The organism is Lewinella sp. 4G2 (genome assembly GCF_001625015.1).
In the GTDB taxonomy this organism is placed as follows: domain Bacteria; phylum Bacteroidota; class Bacteroidia; order Chitinophagales; family Saprospiraceae; genus Neolewinella.
Genome location: NZ_LVWJ02000014.1, coordinates 192,770 through 214,869, shown reverse-complemented (window position 1 = coordinate 214,869; position 22,100 = coordinate 192,770). Strand labels below are relative to the sequence as shown.

Genomic DNA, 22,100 nt, shown 5'->3' with positions numbered 1-22,100 from the left:
ATACCTTTACCCATCTTCGGCGGCAGCCGGTCGGAGGAATTCGGCCGGCTGTTCGCCATTTTATCACCAACTTCAATCCCATGGCACGTACCCGCGCATTCGATGAGCAAACGGTCCTCGCAAAGGCCCGCGACCTGTTCTGGGAACGGGGCTTCACGGCCACGTCCATCGGTGATCTGGAGAAGGCGCTGGGCATCAGCCGTAGCAGTCTGTACCAAACTTTCGGCGGCAAACGCGCGCTGTACGATGCTACGTTGGCAGCTTATCAGCACGAAAACCTGACCCGCCTGCGCCAGCAACTTCAGCAGCCTAACCTACCCTTACGGGAGGCGCTGACTAACCTTTTTACCTACGCCGCCTCGGCCTACGACGCTAAGTGCGGCTCCACGGCCCGCGGCTGCTACGTCGTCAACGCTACCACGGAGATGGCCAATTCCTGCGCCGATGCGCTCAATTTTGTCAGTAGCAACCGCGAGCAGTTCATCACAATTCTTCAAGAAGCACTGGCGCTGTCGCAGGTGCGGGGTGAATTGGATAAAACGGTGGACGCCGGTTCGTGGGCGAACTACCTGTTCGTGATGTACAACGGTTTGCAAGTGGTCGTCCAGACTAAAATTGAACGGGAAACGCTGCGGGAAGCAGTGGTGCGTGCGGTGGATGCGTTGCCCTGGGTGGGGTAAAAATTAATAGCGTGAATAGCTAGTTGAATGGGTTAGCGCATTAAGACGACTTCCCCCGAAGCCTTGCCTTCCGTCCCGTCAATCTTGACGAAGCGGAGATTGTAGATGTAGACGCCCGTTTGGTAAAGTTCTCCGTCGGGTGCGGAGCCATCCCAACCAAAATCCTCGTTACCGGGTGGAAATTCAGGATAACTGGCCACGCGGTTTCCCCAACGATCAAAAATCTGCAGATCCAGTACGGTAGCGACGTCATCACCCGCAAAAACCGTGAGTCGATCATTTACGCCGTCTCCATTGGGGCTAAAGGCCGTTGGAACGTATACGCTGACCCGCTCGTCCACGAAAATGGTAATTTGGCTTTGGGCCACGCAGCCTGCTTCGCTGGCGATGGTCACCCGGTAGTCCGCGGTGCGCAGAGGTCGCACGTAGACGGAGCGGCACTCAGGATCAAGGCAACGTACTGGCTGGGACCATTCAATGGTATCAACGCTGACGTTGGTGGTCGCTTGCAGTAAAGTACTATCACCCAGTCCGATTCGATCTACCCCCGCGATGGACAGGGTAGGGATAATAGTTTCCGGCACGGTCAATTCAGTAACGGCAGTACAGCCGCGGTCATCTTCCGTCGACAGTTGATAGGTGCCCGAGCAGAGACTCGCAAAGGATACCTCGTTACTTAAGGCGGCACCGTCCAGGCCGTATAAATTGGTGGCTCCTGGATTCAGGACGGTGATGGAACCGGAGCAGGCCTCCTCGCAATCAGGCGCGGCTACGGTTCCCGCTACGCTCGTTGAAGATAGCCTTATTACTACGTCAACGGCTTCTCCCGGGCAGTCGATACCGTCCGGGGCTTGGTACCTGAAGGTATATTCGCCACTCGGTTGATTGGTTGGCGTAAAGGTGCCGGCGGCGGCGTTGAAGCCTGCGTTCCCAATGGCATTCGTCGAGATGGCCGTCCAGCTTCCGCCGGCCGTAGCGTCGGATAGTTCCGCAGCTAAGTCGATCACCTCCGCCGTCTCGGAGCAGCGATCCTCCACAAATTGCTGTATCCCGGCCACCGGTGGGTCGGTGATTTCAATTATTGCTCGATAATCAACGAGGCAGGCCAGATCCGCCCCTTCGGGCGTGAATTGGAGGGTGTAGGTACCCGCCGCGCAGCCTTCCGTGCGCAGTGCCGTCCCTTCTACTGCCGGCAGGCCGTTTACGTCTGGGTTACTGACCGACCAGGATCCCTGCGGACCTCCGTTGGGGAGAAATTCCGCCAGGTCCGTCAGGTTTTCGTTGCCGTTGCAAGTAAGGGCCGGGGGAGCAAATTCTATTACCTGGCAACCACAGTTGATGAGTTCACTGAAGGTGGTCTCACAAGCATTTTCATCGCTAACGGAGATAGTGAAAGGCGTTCCGGACGGGATGCCCGCAGAATCTACCCTGGTTGCTACGGGGTTGCCATTTAGGAGGTAGCCGGGGCTGCCGCCGGAAATTTCTACGCTGATGGCGTAATCCACGTTGTCTGGTGCGCAATCGGTGGAGATGAGATTCACAACGGGCAAATCGTTGACGACAACGGTAACCGACGCGGAATCCGTGCACCCATTTTCACTCGCGGTGATGGAGTAAGTAGTCGTCGCGGTAGGGCTTACGCGGCGGTTGGTGGGGAAGGAACCATCCTCCCAATTAAGTGCCGCGGAGCCGGTACTGGCCAGTAGCGAAACAGAATCTCCCCGGCAGATGGCCTGGTCCTCCCCCAGAGATGCTTCCACGGCTGGAAATAAGCCTACGGTGACGGTAGCGCTGTCCGCGCAATTGCCCGAGCCGGCGCGCACGAGATAGGTCGTGGGTTCAATCGGACGTACGTTTAGTGAAGGGCCAGCAAAACCAGTATCCCAACTAAAGGGTTCGTCTCCGGAAGCTTCGAGTAGGATGGAGTCGCCGGGGCAGATGGTCTGGTCTTCGGTCACGGTTACGGTTGCCCGGGGCCGTACGACGACCTCTATCTCCTCACTAACGGAGCAGCCTGCGGTGAAACCCGTAACGCCGTAGCTGGTGGTTTCGGACGGCGCCCTCCGGATGCTGGAGCTTTCTTCCCCGCTTGACCAGCGGTAGGTCTCCGCTGCCGAGGCCATTAGCGTCAGGGAGTCACCGGGGCAGATAGCCGGTACCGGTGCCAACTCTAGTTGGGGGGCAATGACGGTGATCCGTAAGCTATCCGTGGCGGTACACCCCTCCGCCGTGGTGCCAGTGACTTCGTAAGTCGTATCCTCATCTGGCGCCACGGCGATTGATGGCGACGACTCTCCGGTACTCCAGTTGAATGTGCTACTATTTCCAACCGGAATTAAGGTAGTATCAGACCCAAGGCAAATGGAAAAATCATTCCCCAAATCCAGGCTAGCTGTAGGATTAATGGATACCAAAACGGAATCGGTCACGGCACAATTACCACTGCCGATGGTGGCGAAGAAGAAGGTATTCTCGGTGGGCGCAACGTCCAGTTCCGCTCCGGTCACGCCGGTACTCCAAGTCACCAGAGCGGTGGACTGCGCCCTGAGTTGGGTCGATTCTCCGGGGCAGATGCTGATGTCTTCGCCGGCGTCAATAATTAGCGATTCGGCGAGGTCAATACGTAAGGTATCGCGGGCGGGGCAGCCGGCAATCGTCGCTTCCACACTCACTTCCTGGCTGGCCGTTGGTATAATCAATACGGATTGTTCCGTACTGCCGTTATTCCAGAGGTAGCTATCCGCGGACGGTATCTCCAGTGATACGGAATCTCCTGGGCACACCGTGCGGTCGGAGCCCAAATCAATCCGGGGCGCGCTGACGAATACGCTGATGGTGTCGCTGGCCGTGCAGTCCCCCCGGGTAACGGTAAGGAAAATTGACGTGTCTACTGCGGCGGTGATTGAAACCGTTGGTTCAGTAGAGCCGGTACTCCAGGAGTAGTCATCTTCGGTAGCGATATTCTCCAGCGTGATTTCATCCGTAATACAGACCGTTCTGTCGTTCCCGAGATCGGCTACCGGGAGGGGATCTACGTCCACCCGCACTTCTTCGGTAATAGCGCAATCTCCCGCGCCGGCGGTGACGGTATAGGCTTGTAGCCCGTCCGGGCTTACCTGAATCGTGGGGCCAACCTCACCCGTGCTCCACCGGAAGGGGCCGGTGCCGGCTGCGCTTAATACTGCCTGGCCACCAGCACAGATGGCGGTATCCGCGCTGGCCAATAGTTCAACTTCCGGAATTATGGCAATGGTTACTTGGTCGGATGCCGAGCAAGTTCCAATCGTGGCGGTTGCGGTATAGGTGACCGTGCCGGCATCCTGGAGATCAATGGTGGCGGTGTTTGCTCCGGTACTCCACTGAATGGCGTCGAATTCACCTAAGGCAGTAAGGGTGGTTGGGCCATCGGCGCAATAGCTGGCGTCCGGCCCGAGGTCCACGGTAGGTTGCTCGAAAACGGTAACGGTCACCTCATCGGATGCCGCACAGGCACCACTACCGACGTTTACCGTGTACGTAGTTGTCTCGGACGGTGATACGGTGATGGTTGCCCCGGTTTGTCCGTCGGACCAGGTGAAGGGGCCAGTACCGGTGGCCTCCAGGATGATGAATTCACCACTGCAGATGGTTCTGTCAGCGGGGGCGGTCACGGCAGCATCGGGTAGCACGTTGATGGTAATCTCGTCCGATACGGAGCAGTTTCCCTGCGTCGCCGTGGCGGTATAGGTAGTTGTGACCGAGGGGGTGACCAGGATAAAATCCGCGATCTCACCCGTGCTCCAGGTAAAAGGACCGGGGCCCGTAGGGGTAAGGGAAAGAAGCTCTCCACCACAAATTGTACGGTCCTCTCCTAGTGCGACGGCGGTAGGAAAGGCCTCCACCAAAATTTCGTCCGTCAGCGTGCAGGTTCCTTCGGTTAAGGTGACGGAATAGGTGGCGCTGGTGGTCGGGTTAAAGGTGATGGAAGGAGTGGCTTCTCCGGTACTCCACTGATAGGTAGCCGTTGAAGACCCTCCCGCTGCAGTGAGCGTAACGGGCTCGCCCACGCACTGCCCATTAGTGCTTGCGGACAAATCGAGTGAAATGGGTTGAACGGTGACCTCGAAGGGCTCACTAGTATTGCACGCCCCAGTACCGTTGCTGACTGTGTAACTGGTCGTTTCCGTGGGATATACCGTGATGGAAGGGCCCGATGCGCCATTGCTCCAGTTGAAGGGTCCTTCCCCCACGGCGGTAAGTTCCACACTCTCTCCATCACTACTACAGAGGAAGGCTTCCCCATCGATACCTGGTGTTTCCGTTGGGGTGATGGTGAGGTCCACCTCCAACTCGCACTGCTCCGCCGTTACGGTCACGGCGTAGGTGGTAGGTTCAGTGGGGGAGACGGTAATGGTAGGCGTTGCCTCTCCGGTTGACCAAACATAGGTGGCATCAGCCGGAACTTCACCGACAACGGACAGGTCTACTTCCTCCCCCGCGCAGATGTTGGGTTTGCTCGCCTGTAGCTCACCGGTCAATACGACGTCCGAAACGAAAAACTCTATTTCCCAGTCGATGATCTCACCAACGTCCACTGCGACGTAATCATTAACGTAGAGTTGCCACACGCCGTCGGCATCCTCTCCTTCGAAGGTATTGGCCAGGGTGAAGGTGGCCAGGTCTGGTCCATTATCGAAAAAAGGTTCAAGTGCTTGTTGTCGCCCTTCCGGCTGGAAGGTACCCGTGTAGGGTGGGTTACCATTGACGATATTAATGGTAGCATCGTCCCTAAAAGTGGTGTTGCGCCAGTTATCCCTGAATCCACCGTTGCCGGAAGTAAGCTCCAGGACCGTACCCGCCGGGCTAATGACGAAGATGGCCACGTCGCCCACGTAGGTATGATCGATATTGATGAATACCCGCTCCAGTACGCTACACTTGCTCAGCGTTCCAATGCCGGTAACGGTAACTTCTGAGATCGTTACACCCCGTGTTTCATCGGGCGCGCCGGGGGGAATTACCTGCCCGGAAGGGCCCACGAAAACCTGTGCAATCAACCCCACCGGAAAGGCGAGAAAGACCGCTATAGTGAGGAGTTTTCTACTTAAGAGTCGTGACGTGCGGCGGGCCGGGTATTGCATCTGACGGGTGTGTGGGCCTGCTTGCGCAACGTGATTTTAAAATTTATGTTTATCATTCACGGGGTCATATCGCTTTCGTCGGAACGCTTACCTTTTGGACTAAGGCCTGCAGATCGAATTTACTTTACGGGTAAATATTGTTGATATCGAGGCGCTGTTTGTGAGTGACGGGATCAATCAAATTATATGCCAAGTCCTTTAATAAATGTGGCCAGCTGACCGACTGAAAGGTACTGCTTCAGGATTTTAATCAAATTACCTTGGATCACGCCTCACTCCCTCCAAACACTAAATTCAAATGCTCCCGCTTCGGCACCCGATCAGCCGTGAGTTTGCTGACGACGACGTACGTCAAACTTGACAGCAGAAACGCAGGAATGATCTCGTGGATGTCCTGCAGGCCGGCGTAATCAAAGCGAAAGAATACCCGCCACACTACGTTGATGACCATCCCCGCGACCATGCTGGCCAGGGCGCCGGCGTCCGTTCCCCAGCGCAGGTAGAGGCCGCCGAAAATGCCAGGGAAGAAACTCGCCGCGAATACCGCCCCCGCGAAGGCCGTCAACTCCACAATGCCACCAATGGGGTAGATGGACAGGACCCACACCAGGCCGAAGGTGAACAGGCAGTAGGCAAACATGGCCCACTTTGTCCGGGGCACTAACTTCTCTTCGGGCATGGGCTTGAGCAAGTGCCAGATGTCCTTGACGATGGCCGTCCCAATAATGATGATCACGGAGGCCAGGGAGGACATCCCCGCCGCAAACAGCCCCGCTACGCAGACGCCACTCACGATCTTGTTATCAAACTTATCGAGCATGAAACCGACCACTTTGTCGGTGTCCTGGATGAGGTAGCTCGCTTCCGCCGGGGTAGCCATGCCGTGCACCAGGGCACCCAGGCCCATAACGCAAACCAATGATATCCCAAGGAAGACGGGCGTCCAGATCATGGCGAAACGCATGGATTTGGCGTTGTCTACGGAATAAAAGCGGATCAGGTTTTTGGGCTCCGAAATCTGCTTCATGCCGATACTCAAGCCAATGCCCAGGATGTAAATGAAGGAGACCAGATTGCCAAAGGTCACCAGGCCGTTGCCCATTGGTTCACCGGCCTTGGTGACGTGATCCGTCTGACCAATGGCGTCGAATAGGGGTTCAACGCCGCCTACGAAGAAGAAGGGTAGGCAGAGCATCAAAATGGCCACCCCGAACATGATGATGCCCTGGATGGCGTCCGTCCACAATACCGAGTACATCCCACCCCATATCGTGTAGGCACAGGTGATGAAGAGAATCCCCGCCGCCCCGTAGAGATAGGGGACTTCGAGAACGGTTTCCAGGACGACGGCGCAACCCTTGGCAATCCCTACCATGTACCACACCGTTGCAAAAAGGATGATGAAAGCGGAGAGTAACCGGATGTACTTCGCCAGATTACTTTGGTAGCGCAGGTGGAAGTAATCCGGGATCGTGAAGGACTGCAAACGGGCGGTCTGTACGCGCATCCGTGGCCCCAGCAGTTGCCAGGAGATGATACAGAAGACCGTCCAAATCAAGCCCATCCAAGCCCAACTTAAACCGTACTGGAACGACTTCCCCGCCTGACCGATGTAGGTATTAGTGCTGGCCGAGGTGGAGAAAAAAGCCAGGGAAATGACCCAGCCAGGAATCTTCCGTTTGGCGACGTAGTAATCCGCAGCCGAAGCGGCGGCCTGCTTTTTGAAGTACCAACCTACGTAGAGGCACCCTCCAACGTAGATGAGCGTGAGCAGGATCGTAAAGAAATGTTCTTGCAGGTAGTCCATCAGTGGTGGGGGTCTTCGCCGGCGCGGTCCTCCACCTCAATGTCGCGGCGGATGACGAGCCAGGCGTTGAAGGCGATGAGCACCAGCATGGCCAGGTAGGGGAAGGCAGTCCAGAAGTCCATGCTAGAAAAGGGTTTTCAATTCGTTCTTCGTCACCTTCCCAATGGTGTTGCGGGGGAGTTCATCCAGTTTCAGCCACCGCCGGGGCAGTCGGTAGCCGGGGATGCGTTCCTTCAGCCAGGCGGTGATGGCCTTCCAGTCCGGATTTTCCTCACGCGTAACGACGGCAGCGGCTACTACTTCCCCCCATTCTTGGTCCGGGAGGCCAACCACGGCGCACTGATCTACGGCGGGGTGGGCCAACAGAACGGCTTCGATCTCGAGGGCGGAGATCTTGTAGCCGCCGGATTTGATGATGTCCACCGAATTGCGGCCAAGGATGCGGTAGAGGCCGTCGTTCAACTCCGCTACGTCGCCGGTGAGGAACCAGCCGTCCGCGGTAAAGCTTTTGGCGGTGGCCTCCGGTTTGTTCCAGTATTCGAGGAAGACGCTGGGGCCTTTGATCTGGATCTGCCCCGGCACGTGCTCCCGGTGGATGGTTTCCTGGTTTTCGTCCGCCAGTCGCATTTCCACGCCGGGGAGGGGCAGGCCGACGTGGCCGGGCCGCCGTTCGCCGCGGTAGCTATTGGACAGCCCCATGCCGATCTCCGTCATGCCGTAGCGTTCCAGGAGGGTTTGGCCGGTGATTTCCCGCCATCGCTCTAATGTCGGGACGGGTAGGGCCGCAGAGCCGGAGATCATCAGGTTGAGGGTAGCGGCGCCGGCGCTGAGGCGGGTTTGGTCGCTTTCGCCCAGTTTCTCCCAGTAGGAGATGAGTTTATAGTAGATGGTGGGAACGGCCATGAAGCGGGTGATTTCGTTGGCGGCCATCTTCTCCCAGACTTCGTTCGCCCGGAAACCTTGTTCGGGAAATTCGCAGCGGGCACCACTCCAGAGCGCGCAGCTCAGTACGTTAATGATGCCGTGGACGTGGTGCAGCGGCAGGATGTTGAGGATACGATCGTCCTCGCTCCATTCCCAGGCGTCCACGAGGGTGGTGATTTGCTGGCGGATGTTGGCGTGGGTGGTGACGACGCCCTTCGGTAGGCTCGTCGTCCCACTCGTGTAGAGGATCTGAGCGCGACGTTCGGGGGCCACTTTGGGTAGGGGAGTATCCTCCCCTTGGCCGTCGGCCCCGTTTGCTTGCCCATCTCCTGGCACCTGCGACAGCGCCCAGGTTGTACCGATTAGCGTGGATGGCAGTGCCAGTAGTTGCAGACCTAATTCGGAAGTGGTGGCCCGCATTTTTTCGGTGAAATCCGGATGGATGATGAGGGTCTGCGCGGCGGTGTCTTCGAGGACGTAGCGGAGGGCGGGGACGGGGTGGTCGACGCAGAGGGGAACGGCGATGCCACCGGCCCGCCAGATGGCCCACTGGCAAACCACGTAGGCGTAGGAGGGTGAGACGAGAAAGGCGATGCGGGCTTCCTTCAGGTCATCTCGGCCATCTAGTAATTGCCGGGCGACCCGTGCAGAATCGGTGAGTAGCTTAGCGTAAGTGTAAACTTGATCGCCCTGTTTGATGGCCTCGCGGTCGCCGAAGTTCCGGGCGCGAAAAATGAGTTCTTGCATGGGTGAGCAAGATACTCGACGAACGTGCCGAAACAAAAAGCCCCCGCCGGTTAGGACCGACGGGGGCTTTAATGACCTAGCCTGATTTTACTCGGTAGGTTGCGCCTGCTGCTGCGTTTCCGGCGCAATGAACAGGTAGTTGCCGAGGATCTGCTCGACGCTGGCCTGGAGCTCCGGGTTGTTCTGCTGGCGCGATTGGCGTAGCAGCGTAGAGATGATCGACTCCGTCAACTGGTAATCGCGGGAGTAGCTGGAGGCGACGATGTCTTCGTCGAGGCTTGTGTAGTAATCCATCCGGTCGGCGGCGTTGCGGGCGAGTTGCTCGATGACGGGCTGGATGCGGCCGGCCTCCTGCGCGAGCATGTAGGGCTGGATCATCTGCAGCGTCTGGTAAAAGAAGGGGAAGTTCATGTCCGGGAAGGACGCGAAGTACTTCTCTCCCACTTCAAAGGCTTTCTCCTGCTGGCCGGCCTCGACGAGGGCGTCCATCGTGCGGAGGGTGACGAGCTGCATGGACTGCACGGCGGGGGCGTAGGAAGTATTGATGTGGGTATCCTCGGTGTCGAAGTTGCCGTAGAGCCACTTGTTGAGGACGAGGTCCGCCGTCTTCTCTTCGTTGATGCCGCCGCTGCCGATGATGCCGTACTTGCGGTTCTCATTCTTGTTCGCCGTGGCGGTGAGCTTGAGGCCTAAGCCTTCAAGCTCGAGGAAGCGCTCCAGACCCATCAGTTTGCTCTGCTGGCAAGTCACCGCCCAGTATATGGGCCGCTCGTAGAGGTTGGAGTTAATGATGTCGAGGATGGCGATTTCGTCCTTAAGCAGGCGCGTGTTGCTGATGCGAATCGGCAGGCGCTGCTGGGGGGCTTCGCCGTTGGGCGTCAACCAGGGCGCCTGAGTGAGCTTGTTCGGGTCGATGCGAATGCCGACGTTACAGCTATTGTATTGGGCCACGAGGGAGCCACCGTTCTGCAGGGGTAGCGGGTTGTTGGTGGCGATCTGCTGCATGAAGCGGTCCAGGGAAATGGGCGCATCGCGTGAGCAGTCCCGCTCCTGGTTCCGGGTATTGTAGTAGGGCACCTGGTTGCGTTTGCTGCCCCGGATCATATCGCGGGTCAGCCCCAGTTTAATGGGGTCCGAGTCGTTCATCTTGTACCGCAGCAGGTCGATATACCAGTCAACGGCGATGAGGCTGAGGTTGACGACGCGGACATCCGTGCGGATGCCCTCCACCTCCTGGGCGTACCAGAGTGGGTAGGTATCATTATCGCCGTAGGTGAAGATGATGGCGTTTTCGTCGACCGAATTGAGGAAATTGGCCGCGTAGTCGCGCGCTCCGGTGTGGTTGGCGCGGCTGTGGTCATCCCAGTTCTGGAAGCCCATCAGCAGGGGCGCGACGAGGACGATGGCGGCAATGCCACCCGCCACGCCGAAGCCCTTGGCATTGAATTTCTCCCGTGCCATCTCGTAGAGGGCCGGCACGGCCATGCCCATCCAGATACAGAAAGTAAAGAAGGAACCGACGAGTACGTAATCCCGCTCCCGCGGCTCATTCGGCGGCTGGTTGGTATACACAATAATGCCGATGCCGGTAATGACGAAAAGGCCGAGCAGGGCGATGAATTCCTTCTTACTCTTCCGGGCGTGCCAGAAAAGACCGATCAAACCGAAGAGGAAGGGGAGGGCGAAGTAGGTGTTCCGCGCCGGGTCTTCCTTGGCGTATTCCGGGAGTTCATCGAGGTTGCCGAGGCGCATCTCGTCGAGGAATTTGATGCCGGTGATCCAGTTGCCGTCGCTCTCGTCCCAGTCCGTGTAGCCTTGGGTGCCGTTCTGGCGGCCGGAGAAGTTCCACATGAAGTAGCGCCAGTACATCCAGCCGATCTGGTAGCGGACGAAGAATTTGATGTTGTCGCCCATGGTGGGGCGGCCGCGGGGCAGGGCTTCGTCGGGGTTGAGGCCCATCCACTGTTTATAGAGGCGGACGCGGCCCTGGCTGGAATCCCACATCCGGCTGAAGAGCATCTTCTTGTCGTAGTCGGGCGTGATCTTCTGGTTGACGCCTTCGACATATTCGCCGTCCACGAGCCCGTAGCGCTGGGTCACGTCAGTCTTGTTGACGCGGGCGGTAAAGGTCTGGCCGAAGATCAGGCTCCGTTCCCCGTACTGCTCCCGGTTGAGGTAGGGCAGGAGGCTGGTGACGTTGTCCGGGTTGTTCATGTTAACCGGCGTCTTGGCCTCGGCGCGGAGGACGACGACGCCGACCGTACTGAAGGCCGTGATCATCAGCGCGAATCCGACCAGCAATTGCTGGAGGCCTGCCCGCTGCTTTTTGTGGGCGAATTTCAGACCGAAGTAGAGCACGGCACCGAGTAGTGCCATGGTGGGGATGATCCCCGAGTGCACCGGCAGCCCGATGCTGTTGACCATCGGGATCTCAAAGAACTGCCAGATGGTGGGGATGCCCACAATCACGAAAGCCTGGATAAAGATGATGACGGCCACCCCGGCGATGAGGTGCCCCACGAGGCCCAGGAAGTTCGGAGTCTTCGTCTTCTTGTAGTAGTAAAAGATGGCCATGGCCGGGATCGTCAGGATCGAGAGGAGGTGAACCCCGATCGAAAGTCCCGCAGAAAATAGGGCAAACAGTAGCCAGCGGTCCGTCTCCGGTGAATCCGGGCGGCAGTACCACTTCACGACGGCCCAGGCGGTCAGACAGGTAAAGAACAGCGACATGGCGTACACCTCGCCCTCCACGGCGGAGAACCAAATGGAAGTGCTGAAGGCCGTTGCCAGGCCGGCCACGAGGCCACTGGCGGCGACGGCGATGTTCTGTCCGCTACCGAGTTCCAGCTTCACTTCTTCCTCCCGCCCCAGGATGGTGTAGCGGCTGAGGTGCATTGTCATCCAGGCCACGAAAGCCGCGGCGAAGGCCGTACAGATACCGGAAACGAGGTTCACGGCGTAGGCCACCATGGCCTGGTTCTCCCCGCCGAGCACGTCCCCCACGGCGGCGAACATGCGGCCAATGATGAGGAACAACGGTGCCCCCGGTGGGTGCACGACCTGGAGCTTGTGGGCGCCGAGGATGAACTCCCCCACGTCCCAGAGCGACCCCGTCCTTTCGGCACTGAGGATGTAGACGATGGCGGCGACGGCGAAGACGAGCCAGCCCGTGATCTTGTGTAAACGGTTCAGTTTTCCCATAAAGGCATAGATGGTAGCCGACCCGCCGGTTGCGGAGGCTGCATTTTTTAGCACGGCAAAGTTACCAATTTTAGGTGGCCGGGAGGTTAGGTGGGGTTAATGTTGGTTAATCATGCGAGTTGCCAGTTGCCAGTTGCGAGTGGCGAGTTGCAAGTAGCGAGTGGTGAGTCTTGCAACTCGATACTCGCAACTCAACAATCCGTAACACTTCACCTCCTCCATTCATCAAGGGCAAAACGACCTTCCCCATGCGCCCTTTGTTATTCGTCCTTACCGTTTTAGTTTCCTTGTTGTCCTTCTCCGGCTGTAAACCCCTCGCCGAAGGGCTGGCCGCGCTCGCCGAACGCCAGAAGCAAGCGCCGGGCTTGGACTGGAAGAGTAACCGCGACCTAACCAGTGAGCGCTACGGGGAACTCTTCAAGATCTACTCCGACCAGGGCTACCGTATCATTGATGTGGACGCTTATTCCGTCGGGTTCGGGCGCATCCGCTACGCCATGGTGTGGGTCAAAAACACCGACGGCCGCGGCTGGGCCCAGTACCGCGACATGACGAGCGACCAGTACCACGCCGAATGGAACAAGCAGAAGGACAAAGGCTACCGGCCCATCGACGTCGAAGTCTACAAGAAGGGCGGTAAGTGGCGGTACGCCGGCATCTGGATTGAGAACAAGGAAGGCCTCGATTGGAAAAGTAACCGCAACATGACCAGCACCGAGTACGGCAATACCTTCCAGGAGCGCCGCGCCGCCGGCTACCGCCTCATCGACGTGGAGGTTGTTGACACCGACAACGGTGGCCGCTATTCCGGCATCTGGGTAGAGAACCGGGAGAACTGGCCCTGGGCCCAACTTCGTAACATGAGCCGAACGGAGTACCAGACGGCCATCGACGAAAAAGCCGCCGCCGGCTTCCGGGTAATAGATTTTGAATCCTACCAGCTCAACGGCCAGCAGAAGTACGCCGCCATCTGGCTTAAAGACGATAAGAAACAGGCTTCCGCCGTACGGTCCGGGCGCACCGAAGTGCAGTTCGCCAACTACTGGCGGCAGTACCGCGACGAAGGGTACCGCCTCATCGATTTCGAGCGTTACCCCACCAGCAACGGTACGCGCTACGCCGGCGTCTGGGTAGAAAACGAACAACGGTTGCGATGGGAGCACGCCTCGGACGTCAATACCATCGTCGAGAATTACCGTAGCCAAAATCAACTCAAAGGCATCTCGCTCGTCATCATGGAAGGCAGCAAACTCCAGTACCAGCGCGGCTTCGGTTGGGCGGATGAGGACGAAAAGCAGACCGCTCACGGCGAAAGCGTTTATAACATTGCCAGTGTATCGAAGGTCGTCGGGTCCACCCTCGCCGCCAAGTTAGCCGACGAGGGGAGGCTGAAGGACGGCACCCGCGTAAATCTCGATCTCACTAAACAAACCCGGGATTACATCGAATTACCCGGCACCGGCCACACGCATACTATCGAGCAACTCACCGCTCACCTCGGCTGCGTACGCCACTACAATATGGGCTTCAATTCGCCCACCGGTTACCACGCTACCGCGTTGGAGGCTTCGGAGAAGATCAATAACCAGGGCATCCGCGCGGGTTGTACGGTGGGCACGAATTATGGCTACTCCACCCACGCTTACACCCACCTGGGGGCGGTGTTGGAAGAAGTCACCGACCGCCCCGTAGCCCAACTGGTCGAGGAAGAGATCGCCGATCGGTACCGCCTCCCCAGCCTCCGGGCTATGTACCGCTTCCGCAGTCTGCGGCCGGATTACGAGCGCGTCCGCCCCTACAGCCCCGGCGGCAACGAGATCAATTACTCCGACAATAGCTGGAAGGTCCTCGGCGGTGGGCTGGAATCTAATATGGTTGATCTGGCCAAATTTGCCCGCCTGGTGCAAACCGGCACGATCGTCAGCCAGGATACCCGCGATTACCTCTGGACGCGGCTGGACGCCACTTCTTCCTCCACCTATGGCATCGGGTGGGACACCAACGCAGCCAACAATTTCGTCGAGCACGGCGGCGATGGCACCGGTACGCGCACCTACCTCCGCGTCTACACCGACAACCAGACCCAGTGGATCATTGCGGTAGCGGCGACGGCGAAAACGGCCGGCCTTAATCTGCCGGCGTTGACTGATCAGATTGTAACGGAGTTGAATAATTAGGGCGCTGCCGCGGGTGCGGAGTTGGGTGGGTTGAAGGGACTTTCAATGTGGTAGTCGAACAGTGTTTACGGAATGGGTCGCCTGACGACTGATGGGTGGATCATATGAAGATTGTAGAGTGTAGTAGGCCACCTGCCCATTGTAGAGTGGGCCACCTACCGGTGTGCCACCGCTACCCAAGCGGGCCCTTCGGGGCCGGTAGTCTTGAGCGTCGCGCTTCCAACGACGGTAGCGCCGCAGGCCTCTCCTTCTCTCCAACCTCTTGAACTCCTGCGAAAAAGCCCGACCAGAGGTCGCGCCTCCAATAGTAGAGTGGGCCACCAGACGGTGTGCCACCGCTACCCAAGCGGGCCCTCCGGGGCCGGTAGTCTTGAGCGTCGCGCCTCCAACGACGGTAGCGTCGCAGGCCTCTCCTTCTCTCCAACCTCTTCAACTCCTGCGAAAAAGCCCGACCAGAGGTCGCGCCTCCAATAGCCTGCCAAGACACGACCGGAATTTATCGATCCCCCCGGGCATATCCTCAGTTTCTCCACCTCCTCCGCTTACTCCCTGGCAACCGCCGGAGGCACCACCGCCAAAGCGTAATTACCGCAGTACCACCCGCGATCCCCAAACCGCACCCTCCGCCGAGTAAGCCCGCAGAAAGTAAACTCCATCCCTTAAACCGAGAGAAGAGAGATCAAAACGACGCATCCCCGGCTGACCATCAGTGGCACTTACCAATTGCCCGGAAGAGTTATATAGTTCCAACCTGTTGATTGGTAGCGCGCCCTCGACATTAAAATTGAAAATACCTCGGGCGTTTGGGTTGGGAAAAACGGTTAACGCCTGAATTTGCCGACCTGGGCTGGAGGTCGACGTAAGGATCGGCAAAGCGTCGCACCACCTCAATGGGTAAAGATTGAGGGAGTCCCCGCCAGACCGGTGGATGTTGTTGGCGTAGTAGAATTCGCAAAGGCCATTTTCAGTATTGCACGCGAAAGGAACGAAGGGGTGATTGATATCACCAAAGCCTTCGACCCAAACACTTTCGTATTCTATGCGCGGTTCGCCACTTGCGGATGTTTCGGTAATGTGGATGAACATTCGTTTCACGGAATCAAGACCGTAACAGGATATTCTATCCGTGCTATCTATTTCGTAGACCACCAACTCATCCCCCGGGAAGTGAGCAATATTTAAGCCACTGAAGGTATCTCCAGCGGACAAACTGTAATCATAGATCAACGCCTTGGGGGTAAATTGATCGTCCCCCGAATGAATCTGGTAATACACTTTTTGGCCTTCCTGCCGGTAGCGGCCTTTCAGGAAAGGGCCACTAGTGCGCTGGCTGGAAACGGAGTAGCTGCTTAGGTACACGGAGTGCCAAGCAACGGAGCCCACCATCGTCGGTACCGAATCGACGTAAATGGAATCAATCGCATTGCCTTCCAGCCCCTCGAGCAGGATATGATTGGATAGGTAAGCGGATGCTGGAAGGGTATCTTGCGCTACCAATACGGTACTGGAAAGTAAGGTGAGCGATAAGATGAGGTGTTTGAGGAAGGTGGGCATTTTAATTGTAATAAGTGCGATAAATGAAATCTATTAAATGGCTCTATTCGAATAATTACCGGGTGTTAGGTAGTGCGAAACAATTAGAATTAAACCCAAGTCGTCAACCCAATCGCGTTTGCTGTTGACTGGCTTAAATGGTTTTGTAACAACTTGCTTACGCGCCGTGTTCGGGGAGTGATTTGCCCTGGCAGTATTGATGGGTGATTTTGGAAGCCCATTTACTTCGCTCGTTCCCCAATTCCCCCGCACCTGCGGCAGCGCCCGAAAAGGAATTAGAATTTATCTGCACGCTAGTGTAAAACCCTTCAAGTAGAGTGGGCCACCTGACGATTGTAGAGTGGGCCACCTAACGGCGTGCCACCGCTACCCAAGCGGGCCCTTCGGGGCCGGTAGTCTGAGGTCGCGCCTCCAACGACAGTAGCGCCGCAGGCCTCTCCGTTTCTCCATGCTCTTGAACTCCTGCGAAACAGCCCGACCGGAGGTCGCGCCTCCAATAATAGAGTCGGCCACCTGACGGTATGCCACCGCTGCCCAAGCGGGCCCTTCGGGGCCGTTAGTTTTGAGCGTCGCGCCGCCAACGATGGTAGCGCCGCAGGCCTCTCCGTTTCTCCAACCTCTTGAACTCCTGCGAAACTTATCATACCAAAAAGCCCGACCGGAGGTCGCGCCTCCAACGCCAGCCAAAAAAGGCCGCCCCCACAAACTGCAGAGGCGGCCCCAAAAAGCGTGTAATAACCCCGAACGGCGTTACCGGATACTTACTTTCCGAACTAGGTTCAGAGTGCCATCCGCGGCGATTACCCGAAAGAGATAGATGCCCTGCGGCAGGTTGCGTTCCCGCAAATCCACCCGCAGTTGGTTGGTGCCGGCGAAGAGGTCGATCCGGCTTGTTTCTACCGTGCGCCCCGTTAGATCAATGACCTGGAGGTCAACGCCCGCACGGTCCGCTGGGGTGGTGACCGTGACGTTGAAGACGCCGGAATTTGGGTTAGGGTAAAGGGATAGCCCCACATCCTCCGTAGCAAACCCTTCGGCACCCGCGCTGACGGACTGCTCCACCGTGCCCCGGTTGCTGGAGGTATTGTATACCAGCCGGACGTCATCCAACCACAGAGTATTGCCCGCCGGTACTTGCCAGACCATGCGCTTGATCCAGTCGGTGCCCAGGCTTGATTTGGGGATGGAGTAGGCCTTCCAAGCCGGCGTCACGTTGAAGTTCGTCCGGCCACCGCCACTGGAATCGTTCCACCGGGCCTGGAACTTGCCCGTGAAGTTGGTATCCCAACTCCGCGCCCAGAACTTCACGGAGTTTAGGTTGGTCGCATCCTTGCCATTGTTGTGGCGCATGGAAGCCGCCCCACCTCCGTTGGTGTAGTACTTAAAGGCGTGGGTGCCTCGCTTCTTGATGCCGCTATCCCGGACAGTGACGTTGCCGCCCCAGGACCAGTTGGCCCAACCACTCGTGAAGTTGTCGCGGTACACCCAGGTGTTGGTCGTTGCCGGGGGCGCCGCCGAAACGCAGTCGAGGTTGTTCTTCCGCTGGGTTGCCTTGCGGGTACTGTAGTTACCCCCGCGAGCGGCGATGAAGATGTTGACCTGGTAAGCATCGTTACGGATGGGTGTATTGGCCCGCGGCTTTAGGTCAAAAGTGAGGGAACCTGTACCCGCCGAGACCTGCTTGCGGACTTCCGGCGCGATCCAGGCCCAGTTAGGGTCACCATCATACTGGAGTACGGCGACGACGTCGTGGTTACCGTCGGATTCGTAGTTGATCGTCGCCCGGTAGTTGCCACCGGGGTTGAAACTGTTGGGGGCGGAAAGGTTGCTCAGCTTGTTCTCGTAAACGGGTGGGGGAGGTGTGGAGCCGGTCTCCTGTACCATCTGTGCGGCGACGAGAGCCAACGTAGCGTTGTTGCCCAGTGCGGGCTCGGTGAATTCGTGCTCGCTCCGGGTATTATTGAAGTAGTCGTCGGCACCACGCGGGCCCATCAGTAGGGCACCGAGCAGGAGGTGGGTGTCGTTCGTCGGGTCACCGTCGATCTGACCGCCGTTGGGGCCGTGAGCAGATCGGTGGTGCGCTCGCCGCGCGTGGTTGTTTCCAAACCCAAGGACGTAAGATTTCCCGTTCGGGTTACTTCCCAGAGCGTAGTTGACCTGGCCGAAGGCGTAGTTCCGCGTCCGGTTGTAGTCGGGGTCGTTCGGGCCCACGAGCTCCGCGTAACGGTAGCACATGAAGGCCGTACCCAGCGAGAGGGGCAGGGAAAAACCAGCGTAACCGCGGCCGTCGGGGTAGTACATTCCGCCGGGGGAGCGCTGTCCTTCACTACCGTCCGCCAGGGCGACGCAGTAGCGCTTCAGGACGTTCTTGTACTGGGCCTTGCCCGTCACTTTGGCGAGTTGGTAGATGGCCTCGAAGTCGTCGTTACCCCAACCGGGTGCCCAGCCACCGATCCAGGTGATGCTGGAGGCGGCGTTTTCCGCTTTGGTGAGGTACTGCTGCTCACCCGTAGCGCGGTAGAGAGAGATGGCACCGATGGCTAGCGACGGCGCGTAGCCCTTGCCCTTATTGGATTGATAAAAGGCGCGTTCTGCGGCGGGGATGTGATCACTGTACCAACCTCGGTAGTTATCGCCGAAAGCGTAAAGGTCGCGAGCGTGCTGGATCAACTCGTCGCGGTAGTTATTGTCCACCCCGTCGAAGGCACTTGCCAGCACGGCCATACTCGCGGCGATGGAGCAGGCGAGGTCCGTCCCCGGCTTATTGGTATTGATTCGGTAAACGTCGCGCCGGTAACTGTTCACTTCCGGCCGTTCCCAGTAGCGGTGGTCCTCGACCCCCTGCGCTACCTGAATGACGAAAGAGTTCGGGCTATCGTGGCACTTAATGAGGTAGTCACCCACGTACCGCAATTGCTTTAGCAGCAGTGCGCGGTTTCCAGTGTTGTTGACCTCGGCGCGGTGGTCCACGTAGAGGGAAGCCAGGGTGTACACGACGGAAGCCATCGGGTAGTTGAACTTGACGTGGTCGCCCGCGTCGTGCCACCCACCACTGTAGTCCTTCCCGACTACGGAGCCGTCATTCTCGTGGCAATCCCCCCGCCAGGAGAAGTTGCTACTGTGGCTCCCGGCGTCCGGCCCACAGGCCTGCGCTTCGAAGAATTTGATGGATTTCGTCAGCAGATCCGCGTAATCCCGGTTCGCTAACTGCTGGGCTTGCGCGGTCGTAACGCAACCCAGTAAAAGGAGAAGTAGGGGCAAAATCCGCCCCGGCCCCCCGGTGGGGAGCTTGGGTAAAAAGTTGTACATGATCGAATAGTAAAGCGTGTGAAAAAATTCCGTCGCTGAAGTTGCAAACAAACTCAGGGCCAAATGACCCCCAGCCTGACCTTCACCGTCGGGTTGGTATAAAATCGTAGCCGCAATCTAAGAATACTATTCGCCCGTGCACTTGTCCAGGCGTTTTTTGGGCGTGTCTCACCGTGTTTGGCAGTATTTTGTAAGGAATACTCCACGTAAGGGACGCATGCTAGCGGAACCCGGCAGGGTTCACCATGATAGCCCGTGATCAGACTTGACCGAAGGTCAAGACAGATCACGGCCATATTTTAAACCGTACAAATCCGAATCCCCTCCGCCAACGAGCTGATCTTATCCTCATACGTCGGCAAAAACTCCTGCGCCACAAACCCCTCAAAGCCCGTTTCGTGGATCGCCTTGATGATGGCCGGGTAGTTCAGTTCCTGGCTATCGTTGATCTCGTTCCGGCCCGGCACGCCCCCCGTGTGGTAGTGGCCGATGTAGGGGTGGTGGCGCTTGATCGTATCGATGATGTCCCCCTCCATGATCTGCATATGGTAGATATCGTAGAGCAGTTTGAAGCGGTCAGAGTTGATCATCTCCGCCAGCCCGACGCCCCACTCGGTGTGGTCACACATGTAGTCCGGGTGGTTCACCTTGCTGTTGAGGAGTTCCATTTGCAGCGTCACACCCATCTCTTCGGCCAGTTTGACCATGGGCCGCAGCCCGATGGCGCAGTTCACCATCCCCTGGTAATCCGTCAGCCGGCGGCGGTTACCGCTCATCACGATCACGTTCTCGATCTCGTGGTCGGCGGCGTCGCGGATGACCTTCCGGTACTGATCCTGTAACATTGCGTGGTTCGCCGGGTCATTCCAACCCACCTCGATGCTGAAGTCCTTGTGCGTACCCATCGCGCAGGTCATCCCATATTTTTTGAGGGTGGGCCAGTCGTCCACCGTCGTTAGTTCGATACTTTGCAATCCGATATCCTGTCCCCTTTCGCACAGTTCTTCCAGTGGGATATCGCCGTAGCACCACTTGCAGGTGCTGTGGTTCGTTTTATAATTCGCCCCGGCCAGCCGGTCGGCGGCTTCCGTAGCTTTGATGGCGTTTCCAACGGAGAGGGCCCCCAGGGTCAGGGCGGCGGATTTCATGGCTTTGCGGCGGTTCATCGGGTAGTCAGTTTAGTCAGGCAAGGTAAATAATTTAGTGGCAATATATGCTGGGCGCTGCCGCAGGTGCCGGGGGAGGTGGGCAAGTAACGATCGGCCACCTAACAACGAAAGGGTAACGCTAACAAAAGACTTCCAAGTGCGAACGTAATCTGGCGAACATCACCGCAAGGAATAAGCCCCTAAGTTTGTGATTGACCCTGGCAAATGCAACACCTCCTACCCACCCTCCTCATCCTGTTCTCCCTAAGCTCTCTCTCCGCCCAAACCATCCTGCGGGGGACGGTGAAGGACGGCGCAACCCAGGAGCCCGTCCCCTTCGCCACCGTTTATATCGACGGGACGACAATCGGCACCAACACCGATAACGACGGTGCTTTTTCGCTGGACGTCTCCAAAGTTTCCCTCCCCGCCAACCTCGTGGTGACTCATTTGAATTACCAGCGCTTCGTCACCGAAGTGAAAACGACCGACCGGCCCTACGCCCTCCTCCTTGCCCCCCAGGCCGCCATCGCCGCCGTTATCGAAGTAGGGGACGACAGACAGCGGGAGAAAAACATCGAAGAGTTCACCAAGCGCTTCCTCGGGGTGGATGCCTGGGGCAAAGCCGCCTCCATCACCGACACGGACCCCCTCTACTTCGAACGCAACTTCGAACGCCAGGAAATCGCCAAAATCACCCGCCAAACTGCGGATATGCTCATGAACAAGGAACTGCGCGACGCTAAGTGGAACGCCGCCGGCGATGCCGTATCCTTCGATTCCCCCGTGGATTTTACCGCCAGGTCCACCAGCCCTCTAAAATTGGACCTCCCCCACACCGGCTACACCGTCTTTGTCGACCTCCAACAGTTCTACCTCCACTACGCGCAGGGATTGCGGAACTACTACGGGACCTTTTACTTCGTACCCGCCGAAGCCGAAGGCCAAGCCCCCAAACGCCGCCACTGGCGCAACCGGAAATTGGCCTACTACAACTCCCGCCAACACTTCCTCCGCTCCCTCTTCGCCGACGACCTGGACGCTCAGGGTTTCGTCACCCTCATCCGGGAAGAAGATGACCGAATCGATACCCTGGACCTTCCCTACTACCTGGAGGGAACAACCGACAAGGAAACAACCCTTACCAATCTCGAGGAGTGCGACATCACCATTCTCTACTACCCGCGTACCGACGGCTCCCCCGCCGCGCCCGACCAGCGCCGTAACCGCACGCCTGTTTCCTCGAGCCTTTTTGTCCGTGATTCGGAAATCGTCATCCGCCGCGATGGTACGACCGGCCCCGCCCAACTCTATTTCGGTGGGCGGATGGGCTCCCGCGCCGCCGCCTGGCTACTGCCCGCGGATTACCAACCCCCGCAAAAGTGAGCGTGTCAATGCTTTTTACCATTCTGGTTTAGCTGCGCTGCTCCTAC

At 58.0% G+C, this 22,100-nt stretch carries 11 protein-coding genes; 3 read left to right on the top strand and 8 right to left on the bottom strand.

Annotated elements, in window-relative coordinates; all coding sequences use genetic code 11:
* Positions 1-80: 80 nt before the first annotated feature.
* Positions 81-680, top strand: a complete 600-nt coding sequence (locus tag A3850_RS02735; protein ID WP_068213962.1) for a TetR/AcrR family transcriptional regulator — start codon at positions 81-83, stop codon at positions 678-680.
* Positions 681-712: 32 nt separating this feature from the next.
* On the opposite strand, the gene A3850_RS02730 is transcribed toward A3850_RS02735, so the two are convergent.
* The 5 genes from A3850_RS02730 to A3850_RS02715 all read right to left on the bottom strand — a co-directional run bounded on the left by A3850_RS02730 (position 713) and on the right by A3850_RS02715 (position 12,479).
* The gene (locus A3850_RS02730; protein WP_082921578.1) at positions 713-5,800 is read right to left on the bottom strand and encodes a gliding motility-associated C-terminal domain-containing protein; all 5,088 of its coding nucleotides are present in this window, start codon (positions 5,798-5,800) and stop codon (positions 713-715) included.
* 265 nt (positions 5,801-6,065) lie between these two features.
* Entirely contained in the window at positions 6,066-7,607 is a 1,542-nt protein-coding gene (locus A3850_RS02725; protein WP_068213958.1) for a hypothetical protein, read from the bottom strand.
* Positions 7,607-7,729, bottom strand: coding sequence for a hypothetical protein (locus A3850_RS20505; RefSeq protein ID WP_255360045.1), 123 nt, complete (start codon positions 7,727-7,729; stop codon positions 7,607-7,609). The genes A3850_RS02725 and A3850_RS20505 overlap by 1 nt, the downstream gene beginning before the upstream one ends.
* Before the next feature lies 1 nt (position 7,730).
* Positions 7,731-9,278 (bottom strand): acyl-CoA synthetase, encoded by a 1,548-nt coding sequence (locus A3850_RS02720; protein WP_068213956.1) that lies wholly within the window; start codon positions 9,276-9,278, stop codon positions 7,731-7,733.
* 87 nt (positions 9,279-9,365) lie between these two features.
* Positions 9,366-12,479 carry a DUF2723 domain-containing protein gene (locus A3850_RS02715; protein ID WP_068219351.1) on the bottom strand — a complete coding sequence of 1,038 codons (3,114 nt, stop codon included), beginning with the start codon at positions 12,477-12,479 and terminating at the stop codon, positions 9,366-9,368.
* Positions 12,480-12,727: 248 nt separating this feature from the next.
* Between A3850_RS02715 and A3850_RS02710 the strand changes: the two genes are divergently transcribed.
* Positions 12,728-14,656: a serine hydrolase gene (locus tag A3850_RS02710; protein ID WP_068213954.1), complete on the top strand. Its 1,929-nt coding sequence runs from the start codon at positions 12,728-12,730 to the stop codon at positions 14,654-14,656.
* Positions 14,657-15,241: 585 nt separating this feature from the next.
* Here A3850_RS02710 and A3850_RS02705 read toward each other — a convergent pair.
* The 3 genes from A3850_RS02705 to A3850_RS02695 all read right to left on the bottom strand — a co-directional run bounded on the left by A3850_RS02705 (position 15,242) and on the right by A3850_RS02695 (position 20,685).
* The gene (locus tag A3850_RS02705) at positions 15,242-16,210 is read right to left on the bottom strand and encodes a T9SS type A sorting domain-containing protein (RefSeq protein ID WP_068213953.1); all 969 of its coding nucleotides are present in this window, start codon (positions 16,208-16,210) and stop codon (positions 15,242-15,244) included.
* A 750-nt stretch (positions 16,211-16,960) separates the two neighbouring features.
* Positions 16,961-19,519, bottom strand: coding sequence for a glycoside hydrolase family 9 protein (locus tag A3850_RS02700; RefSeq protein WP_068213951.1), 2,559 nt, complete (start codon positions 19,517-19,519; stop codon positions 16,961-16,963).
* Positions 19,520-19,818: 299 nt separating this feature from the next.
* Positions 19,819-20,685: a hydroxypyruvate isomerase family protein gene (locus A3850_RS02695; RefSeq protein WP_068213949.1), complete on the bottom strand. Its 867-nt coding sequence runs from the start codon at positions 20,683-20,685 to the stop codon at positions 19,819-19,821.
* 207 nt (positions 20,686-20,892) lie between these two features.
* On the opposite strand from A3850_RS02695, the gene A3850_RS02690 reads away from it, so the two are divergent.
* Entirely contained in the window at positions 20,893-22,053 is a 1,161-nt protein-coding gene (locus A3850_RS02690) for a carboxypeptidase-like regulatory domain-containing protein (RefSeq protein WP_068213946.1), read from the top strand.
* The last annotated feature ends 47 nt before the right edge of the window (positions 22,054-22,100 follow it).